Source organism: Agrobacterium rosae (assembly GCF_002915175.1).
Taxonomy (GTDB): domain Bacteria; phylum Pseudomonadota; class Alphaproteobacteria; order Rhizobiales; family Rhizobiaceae; genus Agrobacterium; species Agrobacterium rosae.
Window position 1 is genome coordinate 217,947 of the sequence record NZ_NXEJ01000003.1, and the last position, 14,586, is coordinate 232,532.

The following is a 14,586-nucleotide window of genomic DNA, read 5'->3' on the forward strand; positions in this document are numbered from 1 at the left end:
ATCTATTGTTGAACAGGTTGAAAACCTACAATACGAGGAGAACAGGTTAGGTGGTCTTGGCATCCAGTTCATCCTGAATATGAACCTGTATGATTTCCTCGAAATTCTTCTCCGAAGTAAACCCCAGTTTGGTAGCGCGTTTGGCTTCGAAGCCTGCAGCCCAGCCTGCGACCATTTTCATGATCATTTCATCTGGTTCTCGTCGGATGAGCTTGACCGCATCGTCGCCAGCCACTCGTCTTAGAGCTTCTATCTGCTCGCCGACGGTCGCGCTCACCCCCGGCATGGCAAGGCTACGGCACCAGCCAAGCTTCGACAGGTCAAGACCTGTGGCGTGCAACAGAAAACCAACAGCAGATCGCGGCGAAGTATGCCAGTGACGAACGTCATCGGACACAGGAAGAACCGCCTCTTGGCCGACGAGTGGCTCGCGAAGAATGCTGGAGAAGAAGCCCGAAGCCGCCTTGTTTGGCTTGCCAGGGCGGATGCACACCGTTGGCAGACGAATTCCGATGCCGTCAAAGAAGCCGCGGCGGCTGTAATCGGCAAGCAATAGTTCGCTCATCGCCTTCTGCGTGCCATAGCTGGTCAACGGCGTCAGATGGTACTCATCCGGGATGGGAAATGGCAAAGGTGCGCCGACGACGGCGATCGATGACGTGAAGACGACTCTTGGAAAGTAACCTTCATTCTGGTTTGCGACACGGATTGCATCGAAGAGGTAACGAGTTCCATCGAGATTGATCCGATATCCCTTATCGAAGTCGAGTTCTGCCTCGCCGGAAACGATGGCGGCCAGATGGAAGATCACGTCGGGCCGAGAGCCAATCAACACCTTGGCCTCACCAGGGGAGCTGAAGTCGCACTCACGGGAAACGACTCGACCGGAAAACCCGGTTGGTGCATCGGGCTTGACCACATCAACCAGCGTCAGCGCGCTTATCGGCGTGCCTTTCAGCTCTCCCTCTAACACGAGGCGCTGTGTGAGCTTGCGGCCAACCATACCAGCCGCTCCGATGATCAAAACATGCATGTCTTTCCTCCATTCAATCTTCGATAGCCTAAAGCAATTCATCTTGTAAGGTTGTCTGATAACCTTCTATAGTCAATTTTAAAACAGAAGAGTTTGTCATCGGCAAAAAGCTAACGGCAAGCTCTGTTAAAAAGCGAATACGGTCCGGGGACTGCCAGCACAGTTTCTGACCGGTTCTAGCCGCAGGAGAGAAGCGCGTGACAGAGACAAAAGCATCTATTGCTGACAAGCGCGACGCGCTGAGCGCCGCCCTAGGTGATGACCTTGTCCTGACCGAAGCAGACGATATGTTGCGTTACTGCACGGACTGGCATGGCGATGTTACCAGTGGCGCGGTTGCCGTGATCCGGCCAAGGTCGACAGCAGACGTGCAGGCAGCGATCAGAACCTGCCGCACGCTTGGCCTCTCTATCGTGCCGCAGGGCGGCAACACCGGGCTGGTGCTGGGCGGGACACCCGACGAGCGGGAAAGCCAGGTCGTTCTCAGCCTTGAGCGGATGTCCCGCATCCGCAATATCGACTCTGACGATTTTTCCGCCGTGGTCGAAGCAGGCTGTATATTGACGCAATTGAAGGACGCGATCGCCGAAAAAGGAATGTTTTTCCCACTGGCACTCGGCGCGCAAGGCAGTTGCCACATTGGTGGAAACGTCTCTACCAACGCTGGCGGCATCAACGTTCTGCGGTACGGCATGACCCGTGAACTGGTGCTTGGCCTGGAAGTCGTCTTGCCGGACGGCAGCGTTTTTGATGGCCTGTCAACGCTGCGCAAGGACAATAGGGGCGTTGATCTCAAGCAACTGTTCATCGGTGCCGAAGGTACACTCGGCATTATCACAGCTGTATCCGTCAAACTTACGCCGTACCCTGACCATGTCGCTACCGCCCTTTTGGCCCTCAATTCGCTGAATGACGCAATCACGCTATACCGCCGCGCGCGAAGGGACTGCTGCGACCTGATGTCGGCTTTCGAATTCTTGCCGCCACTCGCGTTCACGCTTGCGAAGGAGGCAATTCCAGACCTTCCAATCCCGCTTCGTGCCGATTACCCCGCCTATGTCCTGATCGAGATTTCAGGCTCTGGCTTGGTCGATATCGACGATCTGATGCAGCGCTTTCTGGAAGGCGTCATGGAGAGTGGGCTTGTTGTCAATGGAACCATTGCGTCATCCCGCTCGCAAGCCCGCAACCTCTGGCTCATCCGTGAAGGTATGAATGAGGGCCAAGCCAAGCGCGGCACCCATATGCGCACCGATATTTCGGTCTCGCTGTCACAGCTCGCCTCGTTCGTGGCGGATGCCGAAGCCGCCGTCAAACAGGCACTGCCTGATTGTATCAGTGTTTCATATGGCCATGTCGGAGATGGCAACGTGCATCTGAATGTAATGCCGCCAAATGGCGCAACACCGGAAGAGCGGCATGATCGGATCTATAAGGCGAAGAATGTCGTCAATGCCGTCGTCGACACATATCAGGGCAGCATTAGCGCTGAACACGGTATTGGTCGCTTGAAACGCAAAGACTTCGAGGAACGCTTGTCGGATACCAAGCGACGCCTGCTGATCGCCATCAAGCGGGCGATAGACCCGGACTTGCTTTTCAATCCCCATTGCCAGATCCACCTTAGCGCGGTTATCGACGAGTCGGATTAACATAGGGACCTGCCATGTCAGACTTCACCCATATCAAACGAAGTGAGCACCTGCCAACGCGCATCGCTGCCGACATCGGTCGTGAGATTGACGAACGCCGTATCCTTCCCGGCCAGAAGCTGCCAACGGAACATAGCCTAGCGCAAACATTTGGCGTCAGCCGCTCGGTTGTGCGCGAGGCGATCGCTCACCTTCGCAACGAGGGACTGGTAGAGTCGCGGCAAGGCGTGGGTGCCTTCGCAACGGAAATCCAGCATCGGCAGTCAATCCGCATCGGAGCGAGCCAACTGGACGACCGCGAAAACTTCCGCAGCCTGTTCCACATCCGGTTCGCTTTGGAGATAGAGGCTGCGCGGTTGGCCGCACTTCATCACAAACGCGAGGACATCGCTAAACTCGACGTGGCACTAGCGCAAATGACCGGCGCTGAAAAATGGACCGAGCAGGGCATCGTCGCAGATCTGGCCTTTCACAAGGCGGTCGCCGGAGCAACTCATAATGAGTATTTTCTTCAATTCATAAGTTTCATTGCCGAAAAAACGCATATCGCCATCAACGCAGCGCGAGCATCGGCAGTGCTTGAAAAGATCGTCGAGATAACAATCGCCGAACATGTGGCGATCAGGGATTCGATTGCGAGCGGCGATCCTGACAAAGCCAAGACTGCAATGACTGACCATTTGGAGGGCGCGGCTGGACGATTGAATCTGGAATTGGGGCCGCGACACATATACTAGCGGTCACTTTTTGGATTAGTTCTACGATCGTCTAGACAGATGCAAAAAGGCGGACTAAGACAACACCATGTTGTCGGACATCCGACAACATGGGGAGAGTGGAGGCTCTCCCTTGAGAAATTGGAGGGTTTCTTGGCAAATTCGGTGACAGTATCTGCCACTACCATCGTGCCGAACCACATTGCGAGTGGTGGCTTTACGCTCATGGCTGCACGATATGCCAAAATCAGCCTTAATTTAAAAAGTGGTGACGGAGGCGAGATGACCGGTATCAGCCCTGTACTGGTGATCAGCCGTTCATCGCAAAACCTGAGCTCGCACCACTCAACAGAAATCACCACACCCGAATGGCACTATGCTCACTCGGGTCGGGAACAAGCGCGGCTTGGGCGTTTGTAACAGACCTCGGGGGGAGGGGAAAATGCAAAAGCTAAACGATCTATTTTACAAGTTCCTTGAAATACTGCTGATCCTTCTTCTGGCAGGCATGGCGCTGATGGTGTTCGGAAATGTCGTGCTGCGCTACGGCTTTAATCAGGGCATAAACGTATCAGACGAGATGTCGCGCTACTTTTTCGTTTGGCTCACCTTCATCGGTGCAGTGGTGGCATTTCGTGAACATTCCCATCTCGGCGTCGAATCTTTAGTGGCCATCCTCGGGCGCAAGGGTCGCATCGCCTGCATGATCCTCACCAACATGGTCATTATCCTGTGCTCCGCCATTTTTTTCTGGGGCACTTGGGTCCAGCTTCCGATCAATTCCAGCATGGTCGCTCCGGTGACCGGGCTTTCGATGGCCTGGGTCTATGGCATCGGATTTTTCACAGGCGCTGGCTGCGTGCTGATTTCGCTCGAACGCCTCTTTCGCCTCCTGACCGGCCGTGTCACCGAAGATGAAATTGCGGCCTTTACAGGTGAAAATCTGTCAATCGAACAGATGGCGGAGCGCACCTGATGACACTCCTCGTCTTTATCGGCTCCTTGCTTGGCGCCATGGCCATCGGCGTACCAGTCGCTTTTTCCCTGATGTTCTGCGGCGTCATCCTCATGTGGTACATGGGAATGTTCAACAGCCAGATCATTGCCCAAAACATGATTGCGGGTGCCGACACATTCACATTGCTGGCAATTCCGTTTTTCATCCTTGCAGGCGAACTGATGAACTCCGGCGGACTGTCAAAGCGTATTATCGAATTTGCAATTGCACTTGTCGGCCACATCCGTGGTGGTCTCGGAATCGTCGCCATTGTTGCCGCCCTCATCATGGCGTCAATTTCTGGTTCGGCCGCGGCTGACACGGCGGCCCTTGCCGCCATCCTCATCCCGATGATGGCCAAAGCTGGCTACAATGTTCCCCGCTCGGGTGGCTTGATTGCTGCGGGTGGCATTATCGCACCCGTCATTCCTCCGTCCATGGCCTTCATTGTGTTTGGTGTCGCCGCCAATGTGTCGATCACCCAACTTTTCATGGCGGGCATATTTCCTGGTATACTGATGGGTGTTTCTCTCGTCATTACCTGGCTGATCGTCGTGCGCAAGGACAAGGTTAAGGCACTGCCGAAAACGTCCGGCAAAGAGCGCCTACAGGCCACAGGCCGCGCCTTATGGGCACTGGGAATGCCGGTGATCATCCTCGGCGGCATCAAGGCCGGCGTCGTGACACCTACTGAAGCAGCCGTTATTGCGGCGATCTACGCACTTTTCGTCGGAATGTTCGTCTATCGCGAACTCAAGCCTCGCGACCTGCCACACGTCATATTGCGAGCGGCCAAAACGACATCGGTCATCATGTTCCTGGTTTGCGCAGCGCTTGTCTCGGCGTGGCTGATTACGGCAGCGAACATTCCTGCCGAAATCACTGGTTACATAGAGCCTCTGATCGACCGTCCAATCCTGCTTATGTTCGCCATCATGGTCCTGGTCCTGATCGTCGGCACAGCGCTGGACTTGACGCCGACAATCCTCATTCTGACGCCGGTCCTGATGCCGATCATCAAGCAGGCGGGCATCGACCCCGTCTATTTCGGAGTCATGTTCATCATGAACAACTGTATCGGCCTTATCACGCCGCCCGTGGGCGTCGTTCTAAACGTTGTCAGTGGAGTTGGGAGAATTCCGCTTGGCAAGGTCACGGTCGGCGTTCTGCCGTTCCTGATCGCCGAAACGCTCGTGCTTTTCCTGCTCGTTCTGTTTCCCGATCTCGTGATCGTCCCGGCCAGATGGTTGTACTGACTGTCTCGCTACAAACCGTGCCAATTAACGTTCAAACTGGGAGGAATAAATCATGAAGAAGCTACTTTTTGCGACGACCGCCATCGCCATGGCAATATCGGGCTCGGTTCCGGCCTTTGCCGAGTTCAATAGCCGAACCATTCGCGTTTCAAACGGCATAAACTCCGATCACCCGGTCGGCAACGGCATCAAGGCCATGCAGCAATGCCTGGATGAAAAGTCCGGCGGCAAGCTCAAATTGACGGCCTTTTGGGGTGGCGCTCTGGGCGGCGACCTTCAGGCAACACAGGCGCTGCGTTCCGGCGTCCAGGAAGCCGTGGTAACCTCGTCCTCGCCGCTCGTTGGCATCATTCCTGCACTCGGCGTTTTTGATCTGCCATTCCTTTTTGCAAGCCCCGACGAGGCGTATAAGGTTCTCGACGGCAAGTTCGGCGACAACATGAACGAGAAGCTCGATGCCGCCGGTCTAATCAATCTGGCCTATTGGGAAAATGGTTTCCGTAATCTCTCCAATTCACAGCGACCAGTGAAGAAGTGGGAAGACTTTTCAGGCCTGAAGGTCAGGGTCATGCAGAACAACATTTTCCTCGACACCTTCCAGAATCTTGGGGCCAACGCTACACCCATGGCGTTCGGCGAAGTTTACTCGGCACTGGAAACCAAGGCGATCGACGCGCAAGAAAATCCCTACGTGACCATCGACACCTCAAAATTCTTCGAAGTGCAGAAGTACATCACCGAGACCAATCACGCCTACACGCCGTTCTTGTTCCTTTTCTCCAAGCCAATCTTTAATACCTATACTCCGGATGAGCAGGCGGCGTTGCGTGAATGCGCGGTCGTCGGCCGTGATGTCGAGCGTCAGGTCATCGCGGAACTGAACAAGAAGTCGCTGGAAAAGATCAAGGAAGCAGGCCTTGAGGTGAACCAGCTCTCAGCGGAGGAGCAAGTCCGTATCCGCGAGAAGTCAATGGTGGTGTATGAGAAGCACAAGGAGCAGATCGGCGCTGACGTCGTTGATGGTATCTTGGCAGAGCTGAAGACGATCCGCGCAAAATAGGGCGCGCACGCCAATATGGAAATTTAACAGGCCCGCGTCGGATGTGATGCGGGCCCATTCGTTTTACGCCGCTACCTTCAAAAGCCAAACATGTGTCGGGCTGATTGGCTTCTGGCCCTCGGGGAGACCAAATTCGCACTGTCTTCGAATTTGGCGAACAACTTGGAGAGAATTATAGCTCCTTCGCATATGCCTGTGACAGTCGCTTTCCGTCGTTCGATGGAGAGTTATCTCATCGCCATGACGGAGAAAAGAAGCGGCTTGTCGCCTGAATCCTGTCCCGCCGCAGCCGCAAGGGCGTTCCAATCTTTCACGCCGAATTGCTTCGCGAGTAATTCGAGGTGATTGCTGTGAGAACGGTCGATCTTGCGATCACTAAGAGCCTGTCGCAGGGCTTTCGCAAGCTGTTGGGTTCCACGCAGAACTGAGCCGTTTTTGCCAGGCGCGCTTCCGTAGTACCGTGATCGCCTATCCGGCTTGGGATGCGGTCGCCAACGTTCTTGACGCGGCCAGGAGCGGTGGTTGGAAGCCAGTCATCTCCAGCAGGAGACCGAACGTCAGATAGCACGCGCTGCATTGGCTAACAGGGGCGACGACCTTGCGATCGTTGTCGACGTTCGGATGCGCATATGCAACGTTAACGCAGCAGCAGCATTAGCGTTGGACAAATTAGCCATTATCGCTGAACGGCAGGGGAGGCTTCTTTCTGTGAGCCAGCGCTCGCGAACACAATTCCTACAGGCTCGAGGTGAGGGGCCAGAACAGTGTGGAGGCGAAACCCGCGATCAGGGTCAGATAGGTGATGTTGCGCTTGGCCACCGTCGGCTGAAGCTGAACCAAGAGCACAAAGGTGGCCCCGTACTGCACAAGGTTGGCGGCGACCCCGATGCCGATTAGGGCGGCGACATAGGTGATTCTGCCGGGCGCATATGCGCAGGCGATCAGTGCTGCGGCAGCTACGGCGGAGCCAATGCTCATCATCACGCCTGCGCCGACGCGGTCAATGAGGCTGCCGAGCCACGACGCGGTGAAGCCGCCGATCAGCAGGGCAACTGAAAGTGCGCCGAAGACCCATTCCTGCGACCAGCCGAGGCTTGCGCCCATATCCGGTGCCAGGATGCTGAAGCTGTAATAGAGGGTGCCGTTACCGATGATCTGGGTGACACCGAGTGCCAGGATGGCCGCGATTGGAAGTCTTGCGATCATATGGACTTGAGGCTCACGCGCTGCTCCAGCTTCTCAGCGTCTTCCTTCCGCTCGCTGTAGCGATCGGTCAGGTAGCTAGATGCGTCCCGCGTCAGCAGCGTGAACTTTACCAGCTCCTCGCAAACGTCGACGACCCGGTCGTAATAGGACGAGGGCTTCATACGCCCGTCTGCATCGAATTCCTGAAAGGCCTTCGCAACCGAGGACTGGTTGGGGATGGTGATCATTCGCATCCAGCGGCCAAGTACGCGCAGGTGGTTCACCGTGTTGAATGACTGGGAGCCGCCGGACACCTGCATCACCGCCAGCGTCTTGCCCTGCGTTGGGCGGATCGAGCCCACGGCCAGCGGAATCCAATCGATCTGCGCCTTCATGATACCGGTCATCGCGCCGTGACGCTCCGGCGAGATCCAGACATGGCCTTCCGACCATTGCGCCAGGTCGCGCAGTTCTTGGACTTTGGGGTGGGTGATCGGTGCGGCATCAGGCAACGGCAAATCTGTGGGATCGAAGATCTTCACCTCACAGCCCAGTTCTTCCAGCAACCTGCCCGCCTCGAACGCGAGCAAGCGACTGTACGATACCGTGCGCAGCGAGCCGTAAAGGATCAGGATGCGCGGCTTGTGGGTCGAAAATGCCGGCCGCAGCGCGTCGAGGTCCGGCTGGCGCAGGTGGTCGCAGTCGAGAGCAGACAGATCAGCCAATGCGCTTGCCCTCCCCATCGAGAACCTGCTCGCCGTCTTCCTTGGTAAACGCACCCTTGTGCGTCTCCGGCAGGATGTCGAGTACGACTTCGGACGGGCGTGACAGCCGCGTTCCAAGTGGTGTCACCACGAAGGGGCGGTTGATCAGGATCGGGGCCTTCAGCATGGCGTCGAGCAATTGGTTATCGGAAAGGTCAGGATTGTTGAGACCAAGCTCGGCATAGGGCGTGCCCTTCTCGCGAATGGCTTCGCGCACCGTGAGGCCTGCGTCGGCGATCATCTTTTGAAGCTGACTACGGCTCGGCGGGGAAGTCAGGTACTCGACAACGGTCGGCTCGATGCCGGCATTACGGATCAGCTCCAAGGTGTTGCGCGACGTGCCGCAAGCGGGATTGTGGTAGATGGTGACGTCCATGATCTCAGGCCTTTCTGATGGTGGCAGCGTTTGTCCGGACGGCAGCGCCGCGCTCGTACCAGCCCTTGCTGCGGTTGACGATCCAGACTACCGACAGCATCACCGGCACCTCGACAAGGACGCCGACGACAGTGGCCAGCGCCGCGCCGGAGGTAAACCCGAACAGGCTGATGGCGGCAGCCACGGCCAGCTCGAAGAAGTTCGAGGCGCCGATCAGCGCCGAGGGACCGGCCACGCAATGCTCCTCGCCGCTGACGCGGTTCAGCACATAGGCGAGGCCTGAGTTGAAATAGACCTGGATCAGGATCGGCACGGCAAGGAGCGCGATGACCATCGGTTGCGCAATGATCTGCTCACCCTGGAAGCCGAACAGCAGCACGAGGGTTGTGAGCAGTGCCACCAGCGAGACCGGCTGCAGACGACCGGCCATGCGTTCGACGTCCGTGCTCCGGCGCAGAACCTGGGCGACGATCACGGGCAGGACGATATAGAGCACCACCGAGAGGATGAGCGTATCCCACGGCACGGTGATGGCGGAAAGTCCCAACAGGAGGGCTACGATTGGCGCAAACGCCACTACCATGATCGCGTCGTTGAGCGCCACCTGGCTCAGCGTGAAGTGTGGCTCGCCTTTGGTCAGGTTGGACCAGACGAACACCATAGCCGTGCAGGGTGCCGCCGCAAGAATGATCAGGCCTGCGATGTAGCTGTCGATCTGGGTTTCCGGCAGATACGGTCGGAACAGCCAGCCGATGAACAGCCAGCCAAGCAGCGCCATGGAGAATGGCTTGACCGCCCAGTTGATGAACAGGGTGACGCCGATACCGCGCCAGTGGCGACCGACCTGGGCCAGAGATGTAAAATCGATCTTGAGCAGCATCGGGATGATCATCAGCCAGATCAGCACCGCTACTGGCAGGTTGACCTTGGCGACTTCCACCGCACCGATGGCTTGGAACACGTTCGGCATCAGGTGCCCGAGCCCAATTCCGACAACGATGCACAGGGCGACCCATACGGTTAGGTAACGCTCGAACGTGGACATCAGGCGACCTGCCCCTGCGGGCGGGTGCCGCCTTCAAGCGCGCCAATCTCGCGAAGGCGGGTTTCCAGCGCCAGCTTGTCGATCGACGTCAGTGGCAGACTGAGAAACGCGGAGATCCGGTTTTTGAGGAAGCGCGCGGTCTTGGAGAATGCTCGGTCCTTCTCGATCTCTGTGCCTTCAACGGCGGCCGGGTCCTCGACACCCCAGTGAGCGGCCATCGGGTGGCCAAGCCACACAGGGCGGGCTTCGCCAGCGGCGTTGTCGCAGACCGTGAAAATGAAATCCATTTGCGGGGCGCCGGGTTCGGCGAACTCATCCCAGGTTTTTGAGCGAAAGCCGGTGGACTCGTAACCGAGGGCGCGCAGCGTATCGAGGGCCAGCGGGTGCACTTGCCCCTTGGGTCGGCGACCTGCCGAATAGGCCTTGAAGCGCCCCTTTCCTTCGCCGTTGAGGATGGACTCGGCAAGGATCGAGCGGGCGGAATTGCCGGTGCATAGGAACAGGACACTAAAGATGCGGTCGCTGATCATCGCAGGTTCTCCGAAGTGGACAGGTCGCAGCAGGGGGTGAGAGCGGTAATCAGGGGCACACAGAGTTCGGCGCTGCCGCCGCAGCAGTCCTTGACAAGGTACAGGGTCAGGTCGCGCAGCGCATCGATCTCGGCGCGGTAGATGATCGAGCGGCTGTGGCGCTCGCCTCTAATCAGACCGGCGCGCGACAGGATCGCAAGGTGGGCTGACATAGTGTTCTGTGGCACCCCGAGCAGGCGGGCGAGTTCACCCGCGGGCACGCCCTCCGGTTCGTGACGGACCAGCAGTCGGAAGGTGTCCAGACGGGTGGATTGGGCAAGGGCGGCAAGCGCCGCGATAGCATCATCTGATTCCATGCATCCAGATTATTGGATATATGGCTATTGTCAAGCATCTTCAGCTCGTTTGCGGTACGACCTCATATTGGTAAGCTTGTACTTTCAGCATAAAATCCAGGGTGACATCACCGCTGTTGGCGCAAAGCCGCCGAACTCGCCGACCCAAACCGGCCATTCGGCAGAGCAAACAGATGCCTAGCTTGAGAATTTGACACAGACAGAACCACTGAACTGGGGGTCGGAGGTTCGAGCCAATTCAAGGTGACGCTACTTCGTGTCTTGCTCAAATTGATTACGCCTCTGGCCAGAAATCTTCCACTGACCGTCGGCGGTGGCGAAAGTTGGCTTCTTTGCCTAGCCGGTCGAAGAGCCGCGCCGCCGTCAACCCAATCAGCAGAAGGACGGGAGCGGCCAGCTGCGCTAACCAAATCATCGGCTCTGGCCATTGCAGACACGCAGCAAATATGGCTCCCACCACGGAGGCTGCAAGGGTCAGCAGGAGACTGATCACGGCACCCGAAGCCATCGCTACGATCAAAGCGAAAGTCACAACTATAAGATAGACAATACTGAACATAGGTCTTTCTCGGACTGACGGATAACCGTCCAGCGCGGCTTCCGTAGCTGCTGCGAGAAGTGGACACTCTAAAGAATATGTGATCCGCGTTAACAGCCTGATAATGTAAGCCCCGGCAGTCCTACGTCACATGCCAATGATTTAGAAAACCATCGATGGGTTTCCTCATTTAACTTGTCATCACTTTGGTAGAAGCAATGCCGCAGCAAGAAGCTGGTCGCGATCTCGCAGGCCTTCATTGTAGAGCCTGGCCACTGATACCGTTAGCCTCCCAATCGCGGACGGCTCTCGAACGAGACCTTGCGCACTGGCGACCTCCTTGACGATACTGGCACACAGACGTGCATCTTCTTTTGAGATGAGCTCAGGCATTTCCTACCTCTCAAATTGCCCCCCAGACCGGGGCGGGACTGTAAACTATTTAGAAGTTCAGGTTGGCACAGGCCGACAATGCGGGAATTGCTGACCTGTCGATCGGATATCAGGTCGTCGCACAAATGATCAATCCCTTGGAGCCGGACCTCGGGTCGATTCAGTTCAAGCCGGTTGGCTATGCCAGTGGATCGGTTCGGATTTGGCAGATCATAGCGCAAGGTGCCTTTACTCATCTTCCCGTTGGACGCTATCCGCATGGGATTAATGATGTTTCGAGCCGCATTGACCCTCAACTACAAAGGTGGACAGCACCTCGATTACGATGCTCATTGCACGCTAGGGAACCTGGTAATTTGGAGCGAAGGAAAAGAGGATCGTTAACTCTGTCCATTCCCTCAGGCTTAACCCAGATGCTGTAGGGTTTGTCCAACGAAAAGGCAGATGGCGCATGATTAGGCAGTCACAATGGTTCGCGAAATGGGGCCTCCCGGCAAGCGTGTCCGCTTTGGTTGGAGCGATGTTACTCGGCACCCTTTACTGGTCTGCCGCCGAAATTGACGAGGTCGCCGTGGAACGGCAGAAGGGTTTGGCCACCCTCATCGTTTCAAAAATCCGATCTTCGGTCGCTCACGATCAAGAGAGTGCCACCGTGTGGGACGACGCCGTCATCAGAACTAAGGACCGTGATCAGGATTGGCTTAACGTGAACCTTGGGCAGTGGATGAACACCTACTTCAGCCATGATGCCGCCGTCGTGCTTTCTGCCAATGGGCTGCCCATCTACCAATATATTTCAAAATCAGCCAGCGAGGTGTCACAGGAAGACCTTCGCCTGGCGTATAGTCCGATGGCGAAACGGCTGCGTGAAAGGCTGGCTGCAGGAGACCATGAGGGTGTTTCGGACAAGGTCCTGTCAATCGGCGAGAGTGATCTGACCTATGTAGGGGAACGACCTGCTGTGGTCAGTGTCAAACCTATTCTGTCTGACACAGGCGAGATCGAGCAGCAGGCGGGCGAAGAGAACCAGCATGTCGCGGTACGGTTTTTGGATCGAGACTTCCCGTCTGAAATAGGTAGCGAATACCAGTTCGCCGAGATGCAGTTCACAACGGAGATGCCACGCGACAAGCGCCACTCCCATATCGCCCTCACCTCGAAGTCTGGAAAGGTGATAGGGTACTTTAACTGGCATCCATTTGAACCGGGCAGGAGCGTTTTGCAGGCAACCCTCCCGGTTATCGGACTTTCCGTCATTGGCATATTCATCGCCGCCAGCCTGGCCGGGCATGGAATCTGGCGACGCTCGGTTAAACTCAATTCCAATCGCCGGGAACTTCAACATTTGGCGCTTCGCGACACTTTGACGGGGCTCGCGAACAGGGGTTATTTTAATAGCGAGCTGGCGGGGCGGTTGAGGCAATCATTGCCTGAGGACGTATTCAGCGTGCTCTTCATTGACCTCGACCGGTTCAAAGCGGTCAACGACACATACGGACATCCAACCGGTGACAGGCTGATTTCTCTCGTTGCTGCGCGAATGAGGGAAATTCTCCCGGACGCTTTGATCGGACGGATCGGAGGCGACGAATTCACCGTCTTGCTCGAGAGGACGAACGCCGACGAGGTCGTCGCCGTCGCAGACAAAATCGTCGCGTGCCTGGGCGAGCCTTTTGAGATCGAAGGAGTATATGGCTCCATTGGTGCGAGCGTCGGTGCGGCGATCGCAACAGGTGTAAACATGGATCCTGTCGAGCTGACGAGGAAGGCGGATATCGCGCTCTATCACGCAAAAGCTGCGGGACGGAATACATATGCATTATTTGGCGATCATATGGACGAACTTCTCCGCACCCGCCGAAAACTGGAGCATGATCTTCGCGAGGCATTGTCAACGGGGACGCAGATTGAGGTTGTTTACCAGCCGGTCTACTGTGCTGACAGCTCGCAACCTTGCTCGGTCGAGGCGCTGGCGCGGTGGAAACATCCAGAGCTAGGCTCTATCGCTCCGGATATGTTTATCCCGCTTGCAGAGGAGATTGGCGTGATCAACAAGATTGGCGCTCATGTCTTGGAGGACGCGTGCAGCCTGATCGCTGGGTTGCCTCCCATCAGTGTCGCCGTGAATGCATCCGCCTCCGAACTCGCTTCTGCTGGCTACCCACTGCGGGTTCTTTCTACCCTGGCCAAATGGGGGATCGAGCCGGCTCGATTGGAAATCGAGATAACAGAAAGCTTGGCCATTAATAGTGAGGAAGAGACCGAGCGAAACATCGCGATGCTGAGAGCGGCAGGGGTAAGATTTGCAATCGACGATTTTGGCACCGGGTACTCTTCGTTCTCAAGGGTTCAAAACGTGACTGTCGACAGGCTCAAGATCGACAAGTCGTTTATCACTGGTATGGGCGAGGGCCGGAACAGCGCGATTGTCGAAGCGATCATCAAGATGGCGCGTGCCAACGGGCTACAAACAACCGCCGAAGGTGTCGAAACCAACCAGCAGAGAGATGCGCTGAAATCGTTGGGCTGCGACAACATCCAAGGGTTTCTGATGTCGCGCCCAATAGCCCGAGCAGAAGTTGCGGCGCTTCTGCAGATGTCTGCCTTAATAGCAAGCAAGAATGACCCTTTGGATGACTCCAGCGTCATCGAACGCGGTGGTAGACAATAGACCTTGATACGGCG

Annotated in this window: 16 protein-coding genes and 1 pseudogene; 7 read left to right on the top strand and 10 right to left on the bottom strand. The window is 56.6% G+C overall.

Annotation, left to right across the window (positions count from 1 at the left end; all coding sequences use genetic code 11):
- Nucleotides 1-46: 46 nt before the first annotated feature.
- The gene (gene denD / locus CPJ18_RS06765) at nucleotides 47-1,033 is read right to left on the bottom strand and encodes a D-erythronate dehydrogenase (protein ID WP_103657491.1); all 987 of its coding nucleotides are present in this window, start codon (nucleotides 1,031-1,033) and stop codon (nucleotides 47-49) included.
- Nucleotides 1,034-1,230: 197 nt separating this feature from the next.
- Here denD and CPJ18_RS06770 point away from each other — a divergent pair, with 197 nt between their 5' ends.
- From CPJ18_RS06770 to CPJ18_RS06790, 6 genes are all read left to right on the top strand, one after another.
- Nucleotides 1,231-2,685, top strand: a complete 1,455-nt coding sequence (locus tag CPJ18_RS06770; RefSeq protein ID WP_245445353.1) for an FAD-binding oxidoreductase — start codon at nucleotides 1,231-1,233, stop codon at nucleotides 2,683-2,685.
- A gap of 14 nt (nucleotides 2,686-2,699) precedes the next feature.
- On the top strand, nucleotides 2,700-3,422 hold the full coding sequence (locus CPJ18_RS06775) for a FadR/GntR family transcriptional regulator (protein WP_103657492.1): 723 nt from the start codon (nucleotides 2,700-2,702) through the stop codon (nucleotides 3,420-3,422).
- A 132-nt stretch (nucleotides 3,423-3,554) separates the two neighbouring features.
- Entirely contained in the window at nucleotides 3,555-3,821 is a 267-nt protein-coding gene (locus tag CPJ18_RS26555) for a hypothetical protein (protein ID WP_146258654.1), read from the top strand.
- 22 nt (nucleotides 3,822-3,843) lie between these two features.
- Entirely contained in the window at nucleotides 3,844-4,377 is a 534-nt protein-coding gene (locus CPJ18_RS06780) for a TRAP transporter small permease (protein WP_103657493.1), read from the top strand.
- Nucleotides 4,377-5,654: a TRAP transporter large permease gene (locus CPJ18_RS06785; protein ID WP_103587757.1), complete on the top strand. Its 1,278-nt coding sequence runs from the start codon at nucleotides 4,377-4,379 to the stop codon at nucleotides 5,652-5,654. Before CPJ18_RS06780 ends, CPJ18_RS06785 begins: the two co-directional genes overlap by 1 nt.
- Before the next feature lie 52 nt (nucleotides 5,655-5,706).
- The gene (locus CPJ18_RS06790; protein ID WP_103587756.1) at nucleotides 5,707-6,714 is read left to right on the top strand and encodes a TRAP transporter substrate-binding protein; all 1,008 of its coding nucleotides are present in this window, start codon (nucleotides 5,707-5,709) and stop codon (nucleotides 6,712-6,714) included.
- Between the two features lie 227 nt (nucleotides 6,715-6,941).
- Here CPJ18_RS06790 and CPJ18_RS27600 read toward each other — a convergent pair whose 3' ends face one another.
- The 9 genes and pseudogenes from CPJ18_RS27600 to CPJ18_RS06830 form a co-directional block, all read right to left on the bottom strand.
- A complete protein-coding gene (locus CPJ18_RS27600; RefSeq protein ID WP_407026695.1) occupies nucleotides 6,942-7,247 on the bottom strand; it encodes a glyoxalase superfamily protein in 306 nt (101 codons plus the stop codon).
- Nucleotides 7,248-7,452: 205 nt separating this feature from the next.
- A pseudogene (locus tag CPJ18_RS06795) lies at nucleotides 7,453-7,920 on the bottom strand (MFS transporter); the annotation flags it as partial.
- Complete coding sequence (gene arsH, locus CPJ18_RS06800) at nucleotides 7,917-8,642, bottom strand: arsenical resistance protein ArsH (RefSeq protein ID WP_103587755.1); 726 nt, start codon at nucleotides 8,640-8,642, stop codon at nucleotides 7,917-7,919. The pseudogene CPJ18_RS06795 and the gene arsH, both read right to left, overlap by 4 nt.
- Nucleotides 8,617-9,039, bottom strand: coding sequence for an arsenate reductase (glutaredoxin) (arsC, locus tag CPJ18_RS06805; protein ID WP_103587754.1), 423 nt, complete (start codon nucleotides 9,037-9,039; stop codon nucleotides 8,617-8,619). Before arsC ends, arsH begins: the two co-directional genes overlap by 26 nt.
- A gap of 4 nt (nucleotides 9,040-9,043) precedes the next feature.
- Nucleotides 9,044-10,084, bottom strand: coding sequence for an ACR3 family arsenite efflux transporter (gene arsB, locus CPJ18_RS06810; RefSeq protein ID WP_103587753.1), 1,041 nt, complete (start codon nucleotides 10,082-10,084; stop codon nucleotides 9,044-9,046).
- Nucleotides 10,084-10,614 (bottom strand): arsenate reductase ArsC, encoded by a 531-nt coding sequence (locus tag CPJ18_RS06815; protein WP_103657494.1) that lies wholly within the window; start codon nucleotides 10,612-10,614, stop codon nucleotides 10,084-10,086. Before CPJ18_RS06815 ends, arsB begins: the two co-directional genes overlap by 1 nt.
- The gene (locus tag CPJ18_RS06820) at nucleotides 10,611-10,970 is read right to left on the bottom strand and encodes an ArsR/SmtB family transcription factor (protein ID WP_103657495.1); all 360 of its coding nucleotides are present in this window, start codon (nucleotides 10,968-10,970) and stop codon (nucleotides 10,611-10,613) included. The genes CPJ18_RS06815 and CPJ18_RS06820 overlap by 4 nt, the downstream gene beginning before the upstream one ends.
- 274 nt (nucleotides 10,971-11,244) lie before the next feature.
- The gene (locus tag CPJ18_RS06825; RefSeq protein ID WP_103657496.1) at nucleotides 11,245-11,529 is read right to left on the bottom strand and encodes a hypothetical protein; all 285 of its coding nucleotides are present in this window, start codon (nucleotides 11,527-11,529) and stop codon (nucleotides 11,245-11,247) included.
- A gap of 180 nt (nucleotides 11,530-11,709) precedes the next feature.
- The gene (locus CPJ18_RS06830) at nucleotides 11,710-11,901 is read right to left on the bottom strand and encodes a hypothetical protein (protein WP_103657497.1); all 192 of its coding nucleotides are present in this window, start codon (nucleotides 11,899-11,901) and stop codon (nucleotides 11,710-11,712) included.
- A gap of 520 nt (nucleotides 11,902-12,421) precedes the next feature.
- On the opposite strand from CPJ18_RS06830, the gene CPJ18_RS06835 reads away from it, so the two are divergent.
- A complete protein-coding gene (locus CPJ18_RS06835) occupies nucleotides 12,422-14,572 on the top strand; it encodes a putative bifunctional diguanylate cyclase/phosphodiesterase (protein WP_245445354.1) in 2,151 nt (716 codons plus the stop codon).
- The last annotated feature ends 14 nt before the right edge of the window (nucleotides 14,573-14,586 follow it).

Excerpts from the sequence above, each read along its gene's own strand:
- denD (WP_103657491.1), bottom strand. The coding sequence starts at position 1,033 with ATGCATGTTTTGATCATCGGAGCGGCTGGTATGGTTGGCCGCAAGCTC.
- CPJ18_RS06775 (WP_103657492.1), top strand. The coding sequence starts at position 2,700 with ATGTCAGACTTCACCCATATCAAACGAAGTGAGCACCTGCCAACGCGC.
- CPJ18_RS06780 (WP_103657493.1), top strand. The coding sequence starts at position 3,844 with ATGCAAAAGCTAAACGATCTATTTTACAAGTTCCTTGAAATACTGCTG.
- CPJ18_RS06785 (WP_103587757.1), top strand. The coding sequence starts at position 4,377 with ATGACACTCCTCGTCTTTATCGGCTCCTTGCTTGGCGCCATGGCCATC.
- CPJ18_RS06790 (WP_103587756.1), top strand. The coding sequence starts at position 5,707 with ATGAAGAAGCTACTTTTTGCGACGACCGCCATCGCCATGGCAATATCG.
- arsH (WP_103587755.1), bottom strand. The coding sequence starts at position 8,642 with ATGGGGAGGGCAAGCGCATTGGCTGATCTGTCTGCTCTCGACTGCGAC.
- arsC (WP_103587754.1), bottom strand. The coding sequence starts at position 9,039 with ATGGACGTCACCATCTACCACAATCCCGCTTGCGGCACGTCGCGCAAC.
- arsB (WP_103587753.1), bottom strand. The coding sequence starts at position 10,084 with ATGTCCACGTTCGAGCGTTACCTAACCGTATGGGTCGCCCTGTGCATC.
- CPJ18_RS06815 (WP_103657494.1), bottom strand. The coding sequence starts at position 10,614 with ATGATCAGCGACCGCATCTTTAGTGTCCTGTTCCTATGCACCGGCAAT.
- CPJ18_RS06820 (WP_103657495.1), bottom strand. The coding sequence starts at position 10,970 with ATGGAATCAGATGATGCTATCGCGGCGCTTGCCGCCCTTGCCCAATCC.
- CPJ18_RS06825 (WP_103657496.1), bottom strand. The coding sequence starts at position 11,529 with ATGTTCAGTATTGTCTATCTTATAGTTGTGACTTTCGCTTTGATCGTA.
- CPJ18_RS06830 (WP_103657497.1), bottom strand. The coding sequence starts at position 11,901 with ATGCCTGAGCTCATCTCAAAAGAAGATGCACGTCTGTGTGCCAGTATC.
- CPJ18_RS06835 (WP_245445354.1), top strand. The coding sequence starts at position 12,422 with ATGTTACTCGGCACCCTTTACTGGTCTGCCGCCGAAATTGACGAGGTC.